Annotated in this window: 20 protein-coding genes; 9 read left to right on the top strand and 11 right to left on the bottom strand. The window is 64.3% G+C overall.

The features are described from left to right. Positions 1-133 precede the first annotated feature (133 nt). Entirely contained in the window at positions 134-508 is a 375-nt protein-coding gene (locus tag B5J99_RS10150) for a winged helix DNA-binding protein (RefSeq protein ID WP_162892548.1), read from the top strand. 73 nt (positions 509-581) lie between these two features. Beyond that, positions 582-1,040: a PilZ domain-containing protein gene (locus B5J99_RS10145; RefSeq protein ID WP_082382457.1), complete on the top strand. Its 459-nt coding sequence runs from the start codon at positions 582-584 to the stop codon at positions 1,038-1,040. A gap of 59 nt (positions 1,041-1,099) precedes the next feature. Here B5J99_RS10145 and serA read toward each other — a convergent pair whose 3' ends face one another. The 4 genes from serA to B5J99_RS10125 all read right to left on the bottom strand — a co-directional run bounded on the left by serA (position 1,100) and on the right by B5J99_RS10125 (position 5,062). Then, complete coding sequence (serA, locus tag B5J99_RS10140) at positions 1,100-2,686, bottom strand: phosphoglycerate dehydrogenase (protein WP_117352331.1); 1,587 nt, start codon at positions 2,684-2,686, stop codon at positions 1,100-1,102. 124 nt (positions 2,687-2,810) lie between these two features. Next, on the bottom strand, positions 2,811-3,968 hold the full coding sequence (locus tag B5J99_RS10135; protein WP_054133259.1) for a phosphoserine transaminase: 1,158 nt from the start codon (positions 3,966-3,968) through the stop codon (positions 2,811-2,813). 153 nt (positions 3,969-4,121) lie between these two features. Next, entirely contained in the window at positions 4,122-4,433 is a 312-nt protein-coding gene (locus tag B5J99_RS10130; protein ID WP_231683617.1) for a PepSY domain-containing protein, read from the bottom strand. Between the two features lie 23 nt (positions 4,434-4,456). After that, positions 4,457-5,062, bottom strand: coding sequence for a protein-methionine-sulfoxide reductase heme-binding subunit MsrQ (locus B5J99_RS10125; protein WP_069049489.1), 606 nt, complete (start codon positions 5,060-5,062; stop codon positions 4,457-4,459). Positions 5,063-5,212: 150 nt separating this feature from the next. On the opposite strand from B5J99_RS10125, the gene B5J99_RS10120 reads away from it, so the two are divergent. Genes B5J99_RS10120 through B5J99_RS10110 form a run of 3 tightly spaced genes read left to right on the top strand, consistent with a single transcriptional unit; the run spans position 5,213 to position 7,549 of the window. After that, positions 5,213-6,118, top strand: a complete 906-nt coding sequence (locus B5J99_RS10120) for an extensin family protein (protein WP_245991590.1) — start codon at positions 5,213-5,215, stop codon at positions 6,116-6,118. 25 nt (positions 6,119-6,143) lie between these two features. Beyond that, positions 6,144-7,013, top strand: a complete 870-nt coding sequence (locus B5J99_RS10115) for an LOG family protein (protein WP_117352330.1) — start codon at positions 6,144-6,146, stop codon at positions 7,011-7,013. Between the two features lie 20 nt (positions 7,014-7,033). Further along, positions 7,034-7,549 (top strand): GrpB family protein, encoded by a 516-nt coding sequence (locus B5J99_RS10110; protein WP_117352329.1) that lies wholly within the window; start codon positions 7,034-7,036, stop codon positions 7,547-7,549. Here B5J99_RS10110 and proC read toward each other — a convergent pair. From proC to B5J99_RS10080, 6 genes are all read right to left on the bottom strand, one after another. After that, the gene (gene proC, locus B5J99_RS10105; protein ID WP_117352328.1) at positions 7,543-8,346 is read right to left on the bottom strand and encodes a pyrroline-5-carboxylate reductase; all 804 of its coding nucleotides are present in this window, start codon (positions 8,344-8,346) and stop codon (positions 7,543-7,545) included. The two genes, B5J99_RS10110 and proC, sit on opposite strands and share 7 nt — an antisense overlap. A 165-nt stretch (positions 8,347-8,511) precedes the next feature. Next, positions 8,512-8,964 (bottom strand): type III secretion system chaperone family protein, encoded by a 453-nt coding sequence (locus B5J99_RS10100; RefSeq protein ID WP_425456484.1) that lies wholly within the window; start codon positions 8,962-8,964, stop codon positions 8,512-8,514. Between the two features lie 192 nt (positions 8,965-9,156). Further along, positions 9,157-9,426 (bottom strand): accessory factor UbiK family protein, encoded by a 270-nt coding sequence (locus B5J99_RS10095; RefSeq protein WP_117353452.1) that lies wholly within the window; start codon positions 9,424-9,426, stop codon positions 9,157-9,159. A 96-nt stretch (positions 9,427-9,522) separates the two neighbouring features. Next, the gene (locus tag B5J99_RS10090; RefSeq protein WP_069049485.1) at positions 9,523-10,092 is read right to left on the bottom strand and encodes a TspO/MBR family protein; all 570 of its coding nucleotides are present in this window, start codon (positions 10,090-10,092) and stop codon (positions 9,523-9,525) included. Positions 10,093-10,198: 106 nt separating this feature from the next. Next, on the bottom strand, positions 10,199-10,993 hold the full coding sequence (locus B5J99_RS10085; protein ID WP_117352326.1) for a TlyA family RNA methyltransferase: 795 nt from the start codon (positions 10,991-10,993) through the stop codon (positions 10,199-10,201). Between the two features lie 599 nt (positions 10,994-11,592). After that, positions 11,593-12,591, bottom strand: a complete 999-nt coding sequence (locus B5J99_RS10080; protein ID WP_069051635.1) for an adenosine kinase — start codon at positions 12,589-12,591, stop codon at positions 11,593-11,595. A 143-nt stretch (positions 12,592-12,734) separates the two neighbouring features. Between B5J99_RS10080 and B5J99_RS10075 the strand changes: the two genes are divergently transcribed. Both B5J99_RS10075 and B5J99_RS10070 read left to right on the top strand, forming a co-directional pair. Continuing rightward, entirely contained in the window at positions 12,735-13,403 is a 669-nt protein-coding gene (locus B5J99_RS10075) for an EI24 domain-containing protein (protein ID WP_117352325.1), read from the top strand. 13 nt (positions 13,404-13,416) lie between these two features. Then, a complete protein-coding gene (locus B5J99_RS10070) occupies positions 13,417-13,782 on the top strand; it encodes a YajG family lipoprotein (RefSeq protein WP_117352324.1) in 366 nt (121 codons plus the stop codon). 93 nt (positions 13,783-13,875) lie between these two features. Here the strand turns inward: B5J99_RS10070 and B5J99_RS10065 are convergent, their stop codons facing one another. Next, positions 13,876-15,621 carry a DUF885 domain-containing protein gene (locus B5J99_RS10065; protein ID WP_211337811.1) on the bottom strand — a complete coding sequence of 582 codons (1,746 nt, stop codon included), beginning with the start codon at positions 15,619-15,621 and terminating at the stop codon, positions 13,876-13,878. A 198-nt stretch (positions 15,622-15,819) separates the two neighbouring features. Here B5J99_RS10065 and B5J99_RS10060 point away from each other — a divergent pair, with 198 nt between their 5' ends. Together B5J99_RS10060 and cysK are read left to right on the top strand one after the other, a co-directional pair. Then, positions 15,820-17,133: an MFS transporter gene (locus B5J99_RS10060; RefSeq protein ID WP_054133269.1), complete on the top strand. Its 1,314-nt coding sequence runs from the start codon at positions 15,820-15,822 to the stop codon at positions 17,131-17,133. Then, complete coding sequence (gene cysK / locus B5J99_RS10055; RefSeq protein WP_117352323.1) at positions 17,130-18,047, top strand: cysteine synthase A; 918 nt, start codon at positions 17,130-17,132, stop codon at positions 18,045-18,047. Before B5J99_RS10060 ends, cysK begins: the two co-directional genes overlap by 4 nt. Positions 18,048-18,173: the final 126 nt, after the last annotated feature.

Raw genomic sequence — 18,173 nt, 5'->3', positions numbered from 1 at the left:
CACTGGAAGTCAATTCCTTCATACCGGCAGACAGATGGCGAACGGTCGCACGACTTTGCACAGGGGAAAGCACGTGAAATCGTTAGCCAGAGATACTTCTGCGCGCTCCACAGCTTCGTGGAACAGGCCAGTCATGGCCGGTGAAATCCATGCCGACGCCAGAGGGGCCGAAGGCGACCGCAAGACGCGGCTGATCCTGCAGGAACAGCAGGCCAGTCGGTTGCGCTCCTCCAACTTTCCCGGGTTGAAGCTGCGCAACCCCAGCTGGGACATGCTGGTCGCGCTGCTGGCCGCCAAGCGCAACGGCTCCCAGCTTTCGATGAGCGACCTGTGCCTGATGTGCGACGCACCCGAAAGCACCGCGCTGCGCCTCATTCACCAGCTTCGCGAAAAGGGCTATGCCGAAATGGTGCCCGACCGATCGGACCGCAGGCGCACCCGCGTGTCCCTCACCCGCATGGGCGAAGCGCAATTCGATGCCTATCTGGACAAGATGGGCCCGGCCTGATCCGGCCCCAGGTCACTTTACTCGAATTTAAAGGTTTGCGGCTACCTCTCGTCACGATGAGGATGAAACCGCTATGTCTTTCGGAAAAAGAGGACTGACAGGATCTGACGTTCCGGCAACCCCAAAGGTTGACGAGAACCTGCCGCAGCGTGAGGCACGGGTGCACCGGCTGATGAAGGTCACCGTCTTTCACGAGCGCTTTGGCAGCGCCGATGCGGTCATCCGCGATATCTCGAGCGGTGGTCTGGGCGGGCGTTGCAATGCAGCGCTGATCCCCGGTGATGTCGTGGATATCGACCGCCCCGGCCTGGGCCGGTTCGAGGCCGAGGTGCGCTGGGTGCGCAGCGGCCAGTTCGGTGCGCAGCTGACCTCGGACCTGCGCATCGATACCAAGGCGATCGAGAACCTTGCCTTCAACGGCTCCAACTGGGACAGCGAAGTCAACAAGCCGCTGGAAAACCACGTCTTCACACGGTTCAAGCCGATGAAGAACACGTATCGGCCCAGCATCTCGCTCCGCCGCGACCGCTAACCCGGCAGGAACCGCCCTGCCCCCGGATTGCTCCGGAAGCAGGGGGTCGAAACAAGTGATCAGTCGAAGCGCAGGCTCTTGACCGTCTTCACGCCGGCCAGCTGGCACAATTTCCACAGCACGGGTTCGGCCACCGCGCCATCGAGCGACAGCAGCAATACCGCCTCGCCGCCTGCCCGCGCTTCGCGACGACCCAGATGGAAGGTCGCGATGTTTACATTCGCCTCGCCCAGCGTCGATCCCAGCCGTCCGATAAAGCCGGGCTCGTCGCGGTTGACGATGTAAAGCATGTGGCCCGCCAGATCGGCCTCGATCTTGATGCCGTAGATTTCGACCAGACGCGGAGTTGCATTGCCGAACAGCGTGCCAGCAACCGAACGTTCGCCATCCTCGGTGGCCACCGACACGCGAACCAGCGTGTGATAGTCGCCTTCGCGATCATGCCGCACTTCGCGCACATCGAGGCCGCGATCCTTGGCGAGGAACGGTGCGTTGACCATGTTCACGCTGTCGCTGAACGCGCGCATGAAACCGGCAAGCACCGCAGCGGTGATCGGCTTCATGTCGAGCTCAGCCGCAGCGCCCTCGACCTCGATCGAGATGCTCTTGACCCGATCGCTCTCGAGCTGGCCGACCAGACGGCCAAGATTGGTCGCCAGCGCCATATAGGGACGCAGCTTGGGTGCCTGCTCGGCCGACAGGCTGGGCATGTTGAGCGCGTTGGTGACGCCGCCCTTGACCAGATAATCGGCCATCTGCTCGGCAACCTGGATCGCGACATTGACCTGTGCCTCGCTGGTCGATGCGCCCAGATGCGGGGTCGAGACGAAGTTGGGGGTGCCGAACAACGGGCTGTCGGTGGCAGGCTCGGTGGCGAACACGTCGAGCGCAGCGCCCGCGACCTGACCCGAATCCAGCGCCTCCTTGAGCGCCGCCTCGTCGATCAGTCCGCCACGCGCGCAGTTGATGATGCGCACGCCCCTCTTGGTCTTGGCCAGCGCGTCCTTGCTCAGGATATTGCGGGTCTGGTCGGTGAGCGGGGTGTGCAGCGTGATGAAATCGGCGCGCGCGAGCAAGTCGTCGAGGGTGACCTTCTCGATGCCCAGCTCCACCGCGCGTTCGGGCGTCAGGAACGGATCGAACGCGACCACCTTCATCTTGAGGCCCAGCGCACGATCGGCAACGATCGATCCGATGTTGCCCGCGCCGATCAGGCCCAAAGTCTTGGCGGTGAGTTCGACGCCCATGAAGCGGTTCTTCTCCCACTTGCCCGCCTGGGTCGAGGCATCGGCCTCGGGCAGCTGCCGGGCAAGCGCGAACATCAGCGCGATGGCGTGCTCGGCGGTGGTGATCGAGTTGCCGAACGGGGTGTTCATGACGACGACACCCTTGGCCGAAGCAGCAGGAATATCGACATTGTCGACGCCGATCCCGGCGCGGCCGACGACCTTGAGGTTGGTCGCCGCATCGAGGATCGCCTGGGTCACCTTGGTCGAGGAGCGGATGGCAAGGCCATCATACTGGCCGATGATCCCGGCGAGCTCTTCGGGCGTCTGGCCGGTGATGACATCGACTTCGCAGCCGCGCTCGCGGAAGATCTGCGCGGCTTTGGGGTCCATTTTGTCGGAAATGAGAACTTTAGGCATGTCGGAATTCCTTTATCGGAAAGATGTGATGGTCCCCTGCGCAGGCAGGGGTCCATCTCCCAACGGCTGCACCTGGTGCACGCGCAGGAGATGGGTCCCCGCCTTCGCGGGGAACCGAATACAATCAGGAAGCTTTGAGCTCGGAATAGGCCCAGTCGAGCCAGGGCCCCAGCGCCTCGATATCGGCGGTGTCGACCGTGGCGCCGCACCAGATGCGAAGGCCCGGAGGTGCATCGCGATACCCTGCGATGTCGAAGGCCGCGCCTTCCTTCTCGAGCAGTCCGGCAAAGGCCTTGATGAACGCCTCGTCCGCGCCTTCGACCGTCAGACAGACGCTGGTGGTCGAACGCGTCGCCGGATCGGGCGCGAGATGGCCCAGCCACGGCCGCGCCTGAACGATGGCATCGAGCGCGGCGGCATTGGCGTTGCTGCGCGCAACCATGCCTTCGGCACCGCCGATGGACTTGCCCCATTCGAGCGCAAAGATCGCATCTTCGACCGCGAGCATCGAGGGGGTGTTGATCGTCTCGCCCTTGAACACGCCTTCTGCCAGCTTGCCCTTGGAAACCAGGCGGAACACCTTGGGCAGCGGCCAGGCCGGCGTGTAGCTTTCGAGCCGTTCGACCGCGCGCGGGCCGAGGATCAGCACGCCATGCGCGCCCTCGCCGCCCAATACTTTCTGCCAGCTAAACGTGGCGACGTCGATCTTGTCCCAGGGCAGGTCGTAGGCAAACACCGCGCTGGTGGCGTCGGCGAAGCTCAGGCCTTCGCGGTCCTCGGCGATCCAGTCGCCATTTGGGACGCGCGCGCCCGAGGTGGTGCCGTTCCAGGTGAACAACACGTCGTTCGACCAGTCGACCGCGTCGAGATCGGGGATGTGGCCGTAATCGGCACGGATAATGGTGGGGTCGAGCTTGAGCTGCTTGGCGGCATCGGTCACCCAGCCTTCGCCGAAGCTTTCCCACGCAAGCGCGGTGACGGGGCGTGCGCCCAGCATCGTCCACATCGCCATTTCATAGGCGCCGGTGTCAGAGCCGGGCACGATGCCGATGCGGTGGGTGTCGGGGAGCTTGAGCAGTTCGCGCATCAGGTCGATGCAATACTGCAGACGCGCCTTGCCGACCTTCGATCGGTGCGAACGTCCCAGCGATTCGGTGGCAAGCGCTTGCGGCGACCAGCCTGGAGGCTTGGCGCAGGGGCCGGACGAGAAGTGCGGCCGAGCAGGCAGGGTAGCAGGTTTTGCGGCAAGCACATTGGTGCTCGCGCCAACAGTATCAGTCATGTAGTCTCTCCTTACAGAGAGCACGCGCGGCGTTGGGACCGCGTGGCCCGTCCACGGCCCTAGGGATTTATTGCACAACTGGCAATCACCAAATGGCGGACGGGTCCACAATGACGCCGCCCCGTGCAACAAAGGCACAGGGCGGCGCGGGGGTCACTTCTTGAAAATTACCTTGCCGCGCTGCGACACCAGCAGCTTTTCCATCGTCACGGGATGGAAATAGGCCTCGACGTTCTGGCCCTCGGGGGTCACGCCATAGACTTCATAGCAGCCGCCATCGACCTTGGACTTCTTGACCTTCCAGCCGTCTTTGGTGAGCTTCGACTCGAGGTCGGTGCGGCTCTTCCAAGTCGACTGCGGGCCCGAGTCGCACTTCATCTTGCCGGTGGCCAGCGCCGCCGGGCTGGCAGCAAACTGCATTGCGGTGGCGGCGGCAAGTGCCATCATGGCCTGCGAAAACTTCATGGATTGTCCCTCTTCTCTTGACGTCAGCGCGTCATCGCCTGTGTGGCACGCCGCGCTGAACGCCGCTTGAACATAAGGATGATGCGAGCGGTTTCCAGGATGAGCAGCGGAACAAAATGCACCGCCATGCTCTTCCATTCTCCGTCGACATAAAACCAGTGGAGCGCGATCAGCAATGCCGCAGGATAGACCAGCCGCTGCAGCCGCTTCCAGTTGGCGCGCAGTGCGCGCTGCGCGGCGTTGTTGCTGGTCAGCGCCATGGCAATGAAGATGATCAGCGCGAGATACCCGGTCCAGATGCTGAAAATCAGCGCTTCTTCGGCGATCATTGCCCAATCGCCCATGTCATACAGGTAGAACGCCAGATGCAGCACGCCATAGCCGCACGCCGCCACGCCGAGCGCGCGCCGCCGCGACAGCAGCCAGTCCAGCCAGCCGCGCCGCCCGAGGATCGCACGCAGCGGGCTGACCATCATCGCAACGATCATCAGCCGGACCGAAAATTCGCCGCTGGGGTGGACGAGGTCGAACGCGGTCACCGGATCCTTAACGAACCCGATGATCATCGCGATCGCAGGGATGGCAAGCACCACCCAGAAGAGCTCGGGAATCTTCAGGATTCGCAGCATTGCGGACCTTCATTGTTCGGGGCGGAAAGATGCCTCCGCCACCGCTAGACCCGTCTGCAATCCCTTGCAACGCCGGGGTTTCAATCCCTACCTGCTTGTTAACCATAGACGGCACGGCAGGGTTAAAGTTCATAGGGTAACATCGATCTCATGACCAACGCCGCCCCTCCCTTCAGCAACCCCGCAACCGGCAGCATGCTGCCCGGTGCGCAGGTTGATGGTGCCGGCGTGACGCCTGCCAGCCCGGGGACTGCAACCCCCGACCTTGCCGCGCTGCTCGCGGGCAGCGGCCGTCCCCACAGCCGCCCGCGTTATCCTCTGCGCAGGGCCGACCCGCGTTTTTGCGCCAATTCAAGCTCGCCCGAAATGCAGCGCATGGCGCTGGTCGCGGCGCTGTCGGTGCTGATCGCCGGATGCAGCATGCTGCCTGAAGGTCGCGGCGTATCGCGCGCGCCCACACAGCAGATCGCGCGACCAGCAGCCCTCCCTGCCCCAAGCGTCGCCGACACCCGCCAGTGCATCAGCGCACTCACTCAGGCGCAGGTCCGCTTCACCCCCGTGCCCGATCAGGTGTTCGGCGCGGGCTGTTCGCAGCTGGGCAGCGTGCGGTTGTCGACGATTGCGCTCACCGACGCGCCGCGCGGACTCAACGAGCTGGCGATCAGCAACATCGGCCCCGTGCGCTGCGAGCTGGCCCAGCGATTTGCCGGCTGGGCGCAGTTCGGGATCGCGCGCGCGGCAGAGCAGATGCTGGGCAGCCCACTGGTGAAGATCGAGACGATGGGCAGCTATTCCTGCCGCAACATTGCAGGCTCGGTCAAACTGTCGCAGCACGCACACGCCAACGCGATCGATATCGCCGCGTTCGTGCTCGCCGATGGCAGGCGCATCTCGGTCAAGCAGGGCTGGGCTGGCTCCAACCAGGAGCGCGCCTTCCTGCGCACCATCCACGCCAGCGCCTGCAAGCGCTTCGGCACGGTGCTGGGCCCGGACTATAATGCGGCGCATCAGGACCATCTTCATGTCGACATGAGCGGCCAAGGCTATTGCCGATAGCGCGCTGGCCCCTTAATTGCGGGCGATGACAAAGAAAGACCTGACCGAGCCGCGTTTTCGCCAAGCTGCCGAAGACGCCCGCACCGCCGACGCTGCGGTACACGACACCCCCCAGACCCAGGACCCCGCCTACCGGCTGGCCTTTGGCGATACCGACTTTCTGCTGCGGCAGGAGCTGCGCCCGGTTCGCTTCCAGCTGGAGCTGCTGAAGACCGAAATGCTGCTCGAAGAGGCTGGCATCGGATCGACCCTGGTGATCTACGGTTCCGCACGCATCCCCTCGCCCGACAAGACCGAAGGGCTGGTCGAGGCCGCGCGCACGCCGGAAGAAAAGACCGTCTCCGAGCGGCTGGTCGCCAAGGCAAAATACTACGACGAAGCGCGCAAGCTGGCCCAGCTGGCGAGCGAATGCGGCGTCGAAGAGGACGGCAAGCGCCAGTTCGTCGTCTGCTCGGGCGGTGGCCCCTCGATCATGGAAGCGGCCAACCGGGGCGCTGCCGATGTCGGCAAGGAATCGGTCGGGCTCAACATCGTGCTTCCGCACGAACAGGCGCCCAACCGTTTCGTCACCCCGCATCTGTCGTTCCAGTTCCACTATTTCGCACTGCGCAAGATGCACTTCCTGCTGCGCGCGCGCGCGGTCGCAGTGTTCCCCGGCGGCTTCGGCACCTTTGACGAATTCTTCGAGCTGCTCACCCTGATCCAGACCGGCAAGATGGCGCCGATTCCGATCATGCTGTTCGGTCGCGAGTTCTGGAACCGCGTGGTCAATTTCGAGGCGCTGGCCGAGGAAGGCGTGATCTCGCCGGGCAATCTGCAACTGTTCAGCTTTGTCGAAACCGCCGATGAGGCATGGGACAAGATCCGGACGTTCTACGAACTGCCCTGCGGCTGAGCGCTGGACCGGGTTGAGGCATGGTCGAAATCATTGCCCATAACCCCCTGTGGAAAAAGGACTTCATGGCGGAGCGGGAAGCCATCCGTTCCGCCATGGGCGAAAGTCTGATCACGCTGCACCATATCGGCAGCACCGCCATTCCCGGCATCCATGCCAAGCCCGTGATCGACATGCTGGCGGTGGCGACATCGCTGGACGCACTCGAAGAGGCTGCCCCCGCGCTGGCCGCCCTTGGCTATCAGGCGATGGGGGCATACGGCATCGACGGGCGGCGGTATTTCCGCAAGGACGACGCATCCGGGCGCCGGACCCACCATCTGCATGGCTATGCGGCAGGATCGGCGGATATCGAACGCCATCTGGCGTTCCGCGACTATCTGCGCGCGCATCCGGATATCGCCGCGCGATATTCACTGCTGAAGCAGCGGCTTGTCGCCGGGGCTGAAGATTATATCGAAGGCAAGGCACCCTTTGTCCTGGAGACGCAGACCGATGCGCTTGCCTGGTATCGCGGGCGTCCGCGCGCCTACTGACCCAGTTCGACGCTGCGCCTGGCTGCAGCAGCCATCGCCTCTGCCACCAGCCGCTCGAGCGCATCGTCGGCGTCGAACACATTGAGCGCGGCGCGGGTGGTGCCGCCGGGGCTCGCGACCCGCTCGGCAAGCTGCGCCGGGCTCTCGGGCGACTGATAGGCGAGTTCGGCCGATCCACGCACCATGGCAAGCGCGAAGCGCGACGCCTGATCCGCGGGCATGCCAAGTGCTTGCGCCCCCTTGCCCAGCGCATCGATGAATCGGAACAGATAGGCAGGCCCCGACCCGCTGAGCGCGGTGACGAGGTGCATCTGCGATTCGTCGGTCAACCACTCGGCGCTGCCGAGCATGGCAAACAGCGCTTCCAGTTGCTCCTGCTCAGGCTGAGCCAGGGCTTCGGCGAACAAAGCGGTGACCGACTGGCCGATGCCGATCGCCATATTGGGCATGATCCGGGCGATAGCACGCACATGCGGAACAGCGGAGCGCAGCGCGGTGATCTCAATTCCGGCGAGCATCGACACCAGCAATGTCTCCGACAGGTCGAGCGACGCAACTTGCGACACGACATCGGGCAGCATCTGCGGCTTGATCCCCAGCAGCAGCCATTCGGGCGCGGAGATGCTGGCCTCGATTGCGGTCAGGTGGCGGACGCCTTCGGGCAGGTCACGCGGTGACGGATCGACGATGGTGACGCTGGCCGGATCGAGCCCGCGCGCAAACCACCCGCGCAGCATCGCGCCGGCCATGTTGCCTGACCCAATGACGAGCAGCGATTGGGGGAATAGCTTGGACAAGGCCCATCTCCATCTGCGCGAACGAATTGCTCAATCGTAACCCACGCGAACGCGGGGGGCCCGCTTCCTTGGCTACCGTCGCAAAAAGCGGGATTCCCGCCTGCGCGGGAATGACGGATCAGGGGAGCAAATGCCAGCCTCGAAACTGTTGCTGGCCTTTATGCCTCAAGCCTCGCCCTGGGTGTCGATCAGCGCGGCGGCGAGGGCTTCTTGCGGGGCCTTGTCGCCCCACAGGATGAACTGGAACACCGGATAGAAGCGGTCGCACTCGTCGATTGCCGCCTCCACCGCGAGCTGTGCCTGGTCGAGCCCCAGCATCGCGTCGCTACCCAGCATCATGCCGTTGCGATACAGCACCACGCCGCTGTTCGACCAGATGTCGAAATGGCCCAGCCACAATTGCTCGTTGATCAGCGCCAAGGCCTCGCAGATGACCGCGAACTTGTCGTCGGGAACGCGAATGTCCGGCATCGCGAGCAGCTGCAGGACATTGTCCTCGTGCCGCCAGATCGCGCGCAGCTGATAGCTGGTCCAGCTGCCCTTGACCTCGGTCAGCAGCTCGTCCTCGCCCACCATTTCGCACGGCCAGCCCCGCGCCTCGAACAGCGCGGCAAGCATGTCCACCGGGGCGGCTTCTTCCCGGTCCAGATCAAGCTGCTGTTCGTTCAAATGAATTTCCTTTCGCGCCCCTTGGCGCGCCTTTAAATTGCCGGGATGCGCGGCTGCGCGCAATGGCCGCTCGGGCCACTGCTACGCGTGATGTGGTGAAGTCTGTTCAAAAACTGTGGATAACGGGGCGTTAAACCGCGTTCAGGCGGCGGGGCCGGCGCCCTTGTTGGCCATTGCCGCTTCCAACGCGTCGAGCCGGGCCTTCAGGGCCTCGCTTTCCTCGCGCGCCTTGCTGGCCATTTCCTTTACCGCGTCGAACTCTTCACGGCTGACGAAATCGAGCCCGGCGATCCATTCGCGGGTCCGCTCACGCGCGCTTTCCCCCGCCTCGCGGCTCATGCCTGCAACGGTTCCGGCCAGGCCGTTGATGAACTTTGCGAAATCGCCGCCAAATTCGGATTTGTTCTGCATGAAAGTCTCCATCGCAGGCGCATTGCGCCCCGGTTCAATTGTGATGCCATAGCATGTGGGTTGCGCCTGCACCAATCGCAAGCGCCCTTGATGCGGTCAGGGCGCGGGCGGGGCCAGTTGGATCCGCTGGGAATCGCGCGGCACGACCAGATTTTCCGCATTGGGGTTGAGCGTATCGATCTGCTTGTTGAGCACCGAGGCAAAGCACAGCCAGGCGAGATACGGCACCATCAGCCACGCCGCGAGCGGGCGTACCCGGCCAAACACGATCGTCGTGGCAAACGCCGCCACGAACACCGCCACCAGCAGATAGAACGCGCCGGTCACCTGATGCATCCCGAAGAAATAGATCGGCCAGGCAAGGTTGAGCGCCAGCTGGACGAAGAACAAAAGCACCGCAAGCCCGCGCAATTTAGCCCCGCGTGCAGTGACGACGACGGTTACGGCGAGCCCCATCATCACGTACAGCACCGACCATGCCGCGCCGAACGCCCAGCCCGGCGGCTGCGCTTCGGGCTTCTGCAGCGCCTGGAACCAGCGGTTGTCCTCACCCGATCCGGAAAAATCGCTGACGCCGAAGCCGAGCAGCACGACCAGCGGGACAAACAGCAGGGCCCAGCGCAAAAAGCCGAGGCGAAGCTGCATGGGCGAGGCGATTTCATTCATCGAAGCGGAGTCTCCTGCCCTTTTCAGGGGTTTACCTGCATCGGCATATCGGATTCATTTGCGCCGCGCCAGCGGGGTTTACCATGCAAATGCGTACCGCTTCGGGTCAGCAGCAGCGTCCCTTTTGGGCTGCGACCAGAAATTCCACATTGCCACTTGGCCCTGTAATCGGGCTTTGCGTCAGGCCGGTGACGGGCCAGTCGATGCTTTCGAGCCATTGCATCACCCGGTCGCACACCGCGCTGTGCAGCACGGGATCGCGCACCACCCCGCCCTTGCCGATCTGGTCGCGCCCCACCTCGAACTGCGGCTTGATCAGCGCGACCAGCCACGCGCCCGGGCGCGCAAAGGACATCGGCACCGGCAGCACCTTGTCGAGCGCGATGAAACTGGCGTCGCACACCACGATGTCGATGGCCTGCGTGATATGCGCGTCGGTCAGGATTCGCGCGCTGGTCTGTTCGTGCACGGTGACGCGCGGGTCCTGCCGCAGCTTCCAGGCGAGTTGGTTGGTGCCGCTGTCGACCGCGAACACATGTGCGGCGCCGCGGGTCAGCAGCACATCGGTGAAACCGCCGGTGGACGAGCCGACGTCGATTCCGGTCATGCCGGTGACGTCGATGCCGAAATGGTCGAGCGCGTGCGCCAGCTTGATGCCGCCACGCGACACCCAGGGATGATCGCGCCCGCGCACCTCGACAGGCGCATCGGTGGCCAGCGTCTCGCCCGCCTTGGCAATCTTGCGCTCGCCTGCGAACACCAGCCCCGCCAGGATCAGCGCCTGCGCGCGTGCGCGGCTTTCAACCAGCCCGCGCTCGACCAGCAGCTGGTCGATGCGCAGCTTGGGCGCCTTGGCCGAAGCCTTTTTGCCGGGTGCGGAATGGGGGGGATGATCGGGCATGGCAGCCTGCCATACCGGCAGTGCCGTGCTTTTGCGAGCGGCAGATAGTGACGCCAAAAAAAATGAATTACAAGTCTTGCTGTGAACCCCGTGATGATTCACAACAGTCATGCAAGGTATACAGATCGTCAGAAGCGCGGGAGTTTCCGGGTTTTTGCGAATGGCCCTTCACTTGGTTTTCAACATAGCGAAAGGAGGTGATCCGATGTCTCATGGTTCAGCAAAGGGGTCGGTCAAGTCCATTCGGAGTGTTCGCGGCTAACAGCCTTCTGCCCACTGGTCTGGGCAGGCGCTTGTTAAAGCGCGAGATACACTTCGAAGGCGGCACTTCCGGCCGCTGACCATGTGATGGGCCGCGCAGGGGGCTGTGATCCCCGGCGGCCCCTCTCATATTTTCAGCTTCGACGATCCTTACCGATGGCCAGCTTGAGCGTCACCGACGCAGCGGCCCCTCCGATCGCTCCTCACCTCACAATATATCCAGCGCTATCGGGCTTTCCCGTCACCCCCGCGAACGCGAGGGTCCCGCTATTGCGCCGATGTCACGCAGAAGCGGGATTCTGGCGTGCGCGGGAATGACGATGGAAGTGAATTAACCCTCAGCCCAGCTTCTGTGCAACCAGCGCCTTCAGGTCGGCGGCCGAGCGTGCGCCGAAATGCGAGATGATTTCGGCCGCGGCGATCGCGCCCATCCGCAAGGACGTTTCCACGTCCTTGCCCTGCGCCTGACCGGCAAGGAAACCGGCGGCGAACAGATCGCCCGCGCCGGTGGTGTCGACCACCTTGTCGATCGGCTCGGCAGGCACGGCAAAACGCGCCCCTTCATGCACCGCGATCGCGCCATGCTCGCTGCGGGTGACGACCAGAGTCGGCAGCTTGGCAGAGATCGCCGCGACGGCGCCGTCAAAGTCGTCGATCTGCGCCAGCGAGCAGATTTCCGCCTCGTTGGCGAACAGGATGTCGATCTGGCCCTTGTCGAGCAGATCGAGGAAGTCGGCGCGGTGGCGATCGATCACGAACGCATCGGACAACGTGAAGGCGACCTTGCGGCCTGCCGACCGTGCAGCATCAATGGCGGCACGCATCGCGGCGCGCGGCTCTTCGGGATCCCACAGATAGCCTTCGAGATACAGCACCGCGGCGTCCGCAATCATCTTGGGGTCGAGCGCGCTGGCGGGCAGGAACTGCGAGGCGCCAAGAAAGGTGTTCATCGTGCGCTGGCCATCGGGGGTGACCAGGATCAGGCAGCGCGCGGTCGGGGTGTCGTCGCCGGCGCGCACGGGGGTCGCATAATCGATGCCCAGCGCGCGAACGTCGTGCGCGAACACTTCGCCCAGCTGGTCGTCGGCGACCTGGCCGATGAACGCGCACTTGCAGCCCATTCCGGCAAGGCCCGCGAGCGTGTTGGCAGCCGAGCCGCCGCTGATTTCCTGCGCCGGGCCCATCGCCGCGTAGAGAGAGGTCGCGCGATCGGCGTCGATCAGCATCATGCCGCCCTTGGTCAGGCCTTCATTGGCGAGCAGGGCATCGTCGGCGGGGGCCATGACATCGACAATGGCGTTACCGATGGCAAGGACATCAAAACGGGGGCTGGTCATTTCGGGCAGGACTTTCTGATGGCGCGCCCCAGGGACGAGGCAGCGCGGAATGTTGCCGCGCGGCCTATCGGCTTGCACCTGCAGGTTCAAGCCCATTTGCGCGCAATTGACCCGGAAGCCGAATTGCCCGACACGCTAGACACATGCTGACCGCCTTCTTCAAGAGCCTGGCGCAACTGGGCGATCGCGCCATCCTGGGCGCGCTGGCGTGGACGCTCGCGCTGGCCGCGCTGATCTTCGCGCTGACCGGCTGGGGGTTGTGGCAGGGTCTGGCCTGGGCAATGGCCAGCTATGGCGGGCCGCTGTCCGGCTATGCCGAATGGACCGGAGTGCTGGCAGTGGTCGCCACCATCATCGCCTTCTGGTTCTGGTGGCGCGTCGTGGCGATTGCGGTGCTGCAGCTGTTCGCCGACCGCATCGTCATCGCGGTCGAACGCAAACATTACCCGCAGGCTGCCGCCAGCGCGCGCGATCTGCCCTGGGGGCCGTCGCTGGCAATGGCGCTGCGCTCGCTGGGTCGGGCGCTGCTGTACAACGCGATCGCGTTGCCCTTCGCGCTGGTGCTGCTGTTCACCGGCGTGGGTGCGCCGATGCTGTTCCTTGGCGTGAACGCGGTTCTGGTCGGGCGCGACCTAGACGAGATGGTTTCCGCACGGCATCCGGGGCTGGCGGCAGAGCCCTCGCCCCGGACCAGCCGTTTCGTGCTTGGGCTGATTGCCAATCTGCTGCTGCTCGTCCCCTTGGTCAATCTGTTCGCACCGATTATAGCCGCGGCGATGGCCACGCACCTTTTCCACCAGCGCCGGACCTGAAGGGGCGACACCGATGAACCGCATTTTGGCGATTGCCGCGCTGACGCTGGGGCTGGCTGCCTGTGCCGCGCCGCAAAAGGTCACCAGCCCGGCCCCACCTGCGATCCCGGCGCGCAGTACGACGCTGTCCGGCAAGGGGCTCGAGGCGGTGCTCGGCAAATCCGCGCGCGATCTGGAGCGCATGTTCGGCACGCCGCGGCTCGATGTCCGAGAATTCGATGCGCGCAAGCTGCAGTTCGTCGGCAGCGCCTGCGTGCTCGACGCGTTCCTCTATCCCGAAGGCGCAGGCGGCGCGCAGGTGGTCACCTATATCGATGCGCGGCGCAGCGACGGCCAGTCGGTCGACCGCGCCGCGTGCGTGGATGCTTTGAAGAAGTAGCCTTCGTCATTCCCGCGAACGCGGGAGCCCCGCTTGTTCGCCACCGCTAGAAAAAGAAGCGGGAGCCCAGCCTGCGCGGGGGTGACGAAAAGATCAAAACACCGCCTTGGCACTCTTCTCTTCCATCATCGCGGCGCGCACCATCGGCACCGGGGGGCCGCCATAAGAGAGGAACGCGTCGTGGAACGCCTTCCACGCATCGCGCCCGCCCTTGCCGGCAGTCCAGTCGGCGCGCAGCTTGCGGATCATCAGCTTGCCCAGCGTGTAGTTGAGATAGCCCGGGTCATAGGTGCCGCGCAGCGCCTGCTGGCGCGCATTGCCTTCGTCGATATAGCATTGCTCGCGGAACATGGTCAGCGACTGCTCGACCGTCATGCCGCCGGTGTGCAGCCCGATCGCGGAGAGATAGCGGCAGTTGCGCAGCAGCGCGTTGGCAAGCTGGCCGATATGGACTTCGGGATCGCCCTTGCCCAGGCCCGCTTCCCACATCATCTCCTCGGTATAATGCGCCCAGCCCTCGGCATAGGCATAGCCGACGAACAGCCGCCCGAAGAACGACTTGGCGCGGTTGGCATGGAGGAAGTTGAGGAAGTGGCCAGGCCACACTTCGTGCACGCTGGTGAACAGCAGATCCTTCTTGGGCGGGATGTATTCGGCCTGCACCTCGGGCGCCCATGATGGATCGGGCGGCGAGATGTAATAGACCGAAGGCAGGCCTTTCTCGTAAGGCCCTGGAATATCGATATAGGCCGAGTTCTGCCGGTTGTACGGCGGTGATTCCTCGACCTTCGCCTCTTCGGTCCCCGGAATCGAGACCAGATCCTTGTCGACCAGGAACGCGCGCAGTTCGGGCAACTGCCGACGCGCTTCGGCCACCGGACCGTCCTGGGGCTTGTCGAGCGAAAGCTTCGCCATGCAATCGGCCATCGTCGCGCCAGGGGCGAACTGCGCGCAGGCGGTCGCCAGCGCATCCTGGTTGCGCTTGAGATCGGCCTCACCGATCGCCTTCAGTTCGCTGATCGGAAGGTCGACCATTTCGGTCGCGACCAGCATCTGCGAAAACAGCTCGCTGCCCAGCGCATAGCCGACCTTTGCGGTGGCCTTCTCGGCCTTCAACCAGTCGGCCAGGCCCTGCATCGCCTTGCTCGCCTCGGCGGTGGCGGCTTCGAGATCGGCGCGGATCGCATCGTCGCTGACATCGGCAAAGGCGGCGCGGGCATCGCTGGTGAAGAAGGTGGCATAGCCGCCGAACGCATTAACCCCATAGTCGATCGCATAGGGGTCGAGCGGGGTCTTCAGGTTGGCGCGAATCTGCTCTGCCGCCTTGGGCACGCCGCGGGCATAGGCGATGAACGCCTTGGCGCGGGTGTCGACATCAGCATAGGGCCGCGTGACATAGACCGACGGGTCGAGCGTTCCGGTGTAGAACGCCGGGTTGCGGTGCGGCCAGTCCGCCTGCTTGAGCCAGAACAGCTTTCCGCGCACCACCGCGATCAGATAATCGCGTTCGAACCGGTGATCGCCGGCAAGACTGGCCGGGTCCATTCCCTGCGCATCCGCCAGCGTCTTTTCCAGGAACGCGATCTGGTCGGCGAGCCCCTTTTCGGACCAGTCGGGCAGCTTGCCATCGAATTCGTGCCGCCCCTGATAGACCGCGAAATCCGGGTTGCGCGGAAAATAGCCGGTGAGGAAGGTGTCGACGAACTTGCCCCAGTCGGATGCGGTGTCGATGCCCGTGGTCTTTTCCGAGGCGGCGGGCTGATCCGACGGAGCAACGCTGCACGCGGTCGCCATCACGGCGAGAGATGCGGCAGCGAGGAGCTTTTTCGACCAGTTCATACGCGACCCTTTGATGGGAGTTCAGACTTGGAAAATCCTCCACTGCAAGGGGAGCATTTTTCGTCGTGATGCTCCATTGCTGACACCAAGCGCCAGGCTTGGGAAGAGGCATTCTTTCGCAACTGCACAACATCCATCGCACACAGCTGCAAGTTCATCTTGCTTGCCGCCTGCCCCGCGCTGGCTTACCGGACGGCCATGGACAATCCCGCCGCCCCCCACCCCTTCACCATCGCCAATTATCGCGCCTATTGGCTGACCCGGCTGGCGTCGATGCTGGCGCTGTATTGCATGATGCTGATCGTCGGCTGGCAGGCGTACAACATCGCGCGCGAGACGATGGATATCGCATCGAGCTCGGCGCGGCTGGGGATGATCGGGCTGCTGCAGTTCGCGCCGCTGTTCGTGCTGACCCCGCTGGTCGGCTGGATCGCGGACCGGATGGACCGGCGCTTTGTCGCGCGCACCGTGCTGCTGTGCCAGGCCGGTATCGCCGCGACTTTGGCGTGGACCACGGCGAACGACCTGATCAGCCTGCCGATCCTCTACATGATCGCCGCGCTGCTGGGCACGGCGCGCGCGTTTCTGGGCCCATCGCTGAGCGCGCTCGCGCCCAATCTGGTGCCCAAGGCGTCGCTGCCCACCGCCATCGCATTGTCATCGATCGCCTGGCAATCGGGGATGCTGGTGGGCCCGGCGATGGCGGGCCCGCTCTACGCGATCCGCCCCGACCTGCCCTATATCGTCAGCGCCTGCCTCTACACACTGGCGGCGGTGGCGATGATGACCGTCGGCGAGGTTCCGCGCACGATCATGGCCAAGGGCAAGGGGCCGATCGCGCAGATCATCGATGGCATGGCCTATGTTGGCCAGAACAAGCTCGTGCTGGGCGTGATCACGCTCGATCTGTTCGCAGTGTTCCTCGCAGGCTCGACCGCGCTGCTGCCGGTCTTTGCGCGCGACATCCTCAAGGTTGGCGAGCAGGGATTGTCGCTTCTGGCATCGGCGCCTGCGGCAGGTGCGGCGCTGGTCGCGCTGGTGTTTTCCTTCCGCCCGATCCGCACCAATGTCGGCAACAAGATGCTGGCGAGCGTCTTCCTGTTCGGGTTGGTGACGATCGTTTTCGGTTTCAGCAAGATTCTGATCGTCTCGATGGCGTGCCTGTTCGTCGCGGGCGCGGCCGATATGTTCAGCGTGTATGTCCGCCAGTCGCTTATCCAGCTGAACACGCCCGACGACAAGCGCGGCCGCGTTTCTGCGGTGTCGCTGCTCACCGTGTCGGCGTCGAACGAACTGGGCGACGCGTTCTCGGGCATGCTCGCCTGGCTGATCGGCCCCGTCGCGGCGGTTGTGGCAGGCGGCGGCGGTGCTATAGTCATCACCGCGCTGTGGGCCCGGCTGTTTCCGCAGATCGGTGCAGCGCGCAGCTTCGATCCTGCCGAGGAAGAAGCCCACTCCCAATCCCATGCGCCGGAACAACCGGCGCCCTCTGCAGGAGAGACCATATCATGATCGCATCGAGCATCCTCGAGACCATCGGAAAGACCCCGCACGTCCGCATCAACCGGCTGTTCGGTGACGCGCAGGTCTGGATCAAGTCGGAGCGGACCAATCCGGGCGGATCGATCAAGGACCGCATCGCGCTCGCCATGATCGAGGCGGCCGAGGCGGACGGTTCGCTGCAGCCCGGCGGCACGATCATCGAGCCGACATCGGGCAACACCGGCGTGGGCCTCGCGATGGTCGCGGCGGTCAAGGGCTACAGGCTGGTGCTCGTGATGCCCGAGAGCATGTCGATCGAGCGGCGGCGGCTGATGCTGGCCTATGGCGCGACGTTCGACCTCACCCCGCGCGAAAAGGGCATGAAGGGCGCGATCGAGCGTGCACAGGAACTGGTCGATGCGACGCCGGGATCGTGGATGCCGCAGCAGTTCGAGAACCCTGCCAACATCGCGGTGCATGTCCGCACCACCGCGCTCGAGATACTCGCCGATTTCGCGGATTCGCCGATCGATGCGCTGATCACCGGGGTAGGCACCGGCGGCCACATCACCGGCTGTGCCGAAGAGCTCAAGAAGCACTGGCCGAACCTGAAGGTTTATGCGGTAGAGCCGACGCTGTCGCCGGTGATCTCGGGCGGCCAGCCCGGCCCGCACCCGATCCAGGGCATCGGCGCAGGATTCATCCCCGGCAACCTGCACACCAAGCTGATCGACGGCGTGATCCAGGTGGATCCTGCCGATGCCAAGCAGATGGCGCGCCGGTCGGCGAGCGAGGAAGGGATGCTGGTCGGCATCTCTTCGGGCGCAACGCTGGCGGCGATCGCGCAGAAGCTGCCCGAACTACCTGCTGGCTCACGGGTGATGGGTTTCAATTACGACACCGGCGAGCGCTACCTGTCGGTACCCGACTTCCTGCCGGAGTAATTTGGGCTTACCGGTAGAGCGTTCGCCAACCCAATCATCGTCACCCCCGCGAACGCTGGGGTGACGATGCCATCAAGTCCAAGAACGCAAAAAGGCCGGGAGATTGCTCTCCCGGCCTTCGGTTGC

The sequence above is a fragment of the Blastomonas fulva genome (assembly GCF_003431825.1).
Taxonomy (GTDB): Bacteria; Pseudomonadota; Alphaproteobacteria; order Sphingomonadales; family Sphingomonadaceae; genus Blastomonas; species Blastomonas fulva.
Note: the sequence above shows the minus strand (reverse complement) of the source record. Positions and strands in the feature narration are given on the sequence as shown.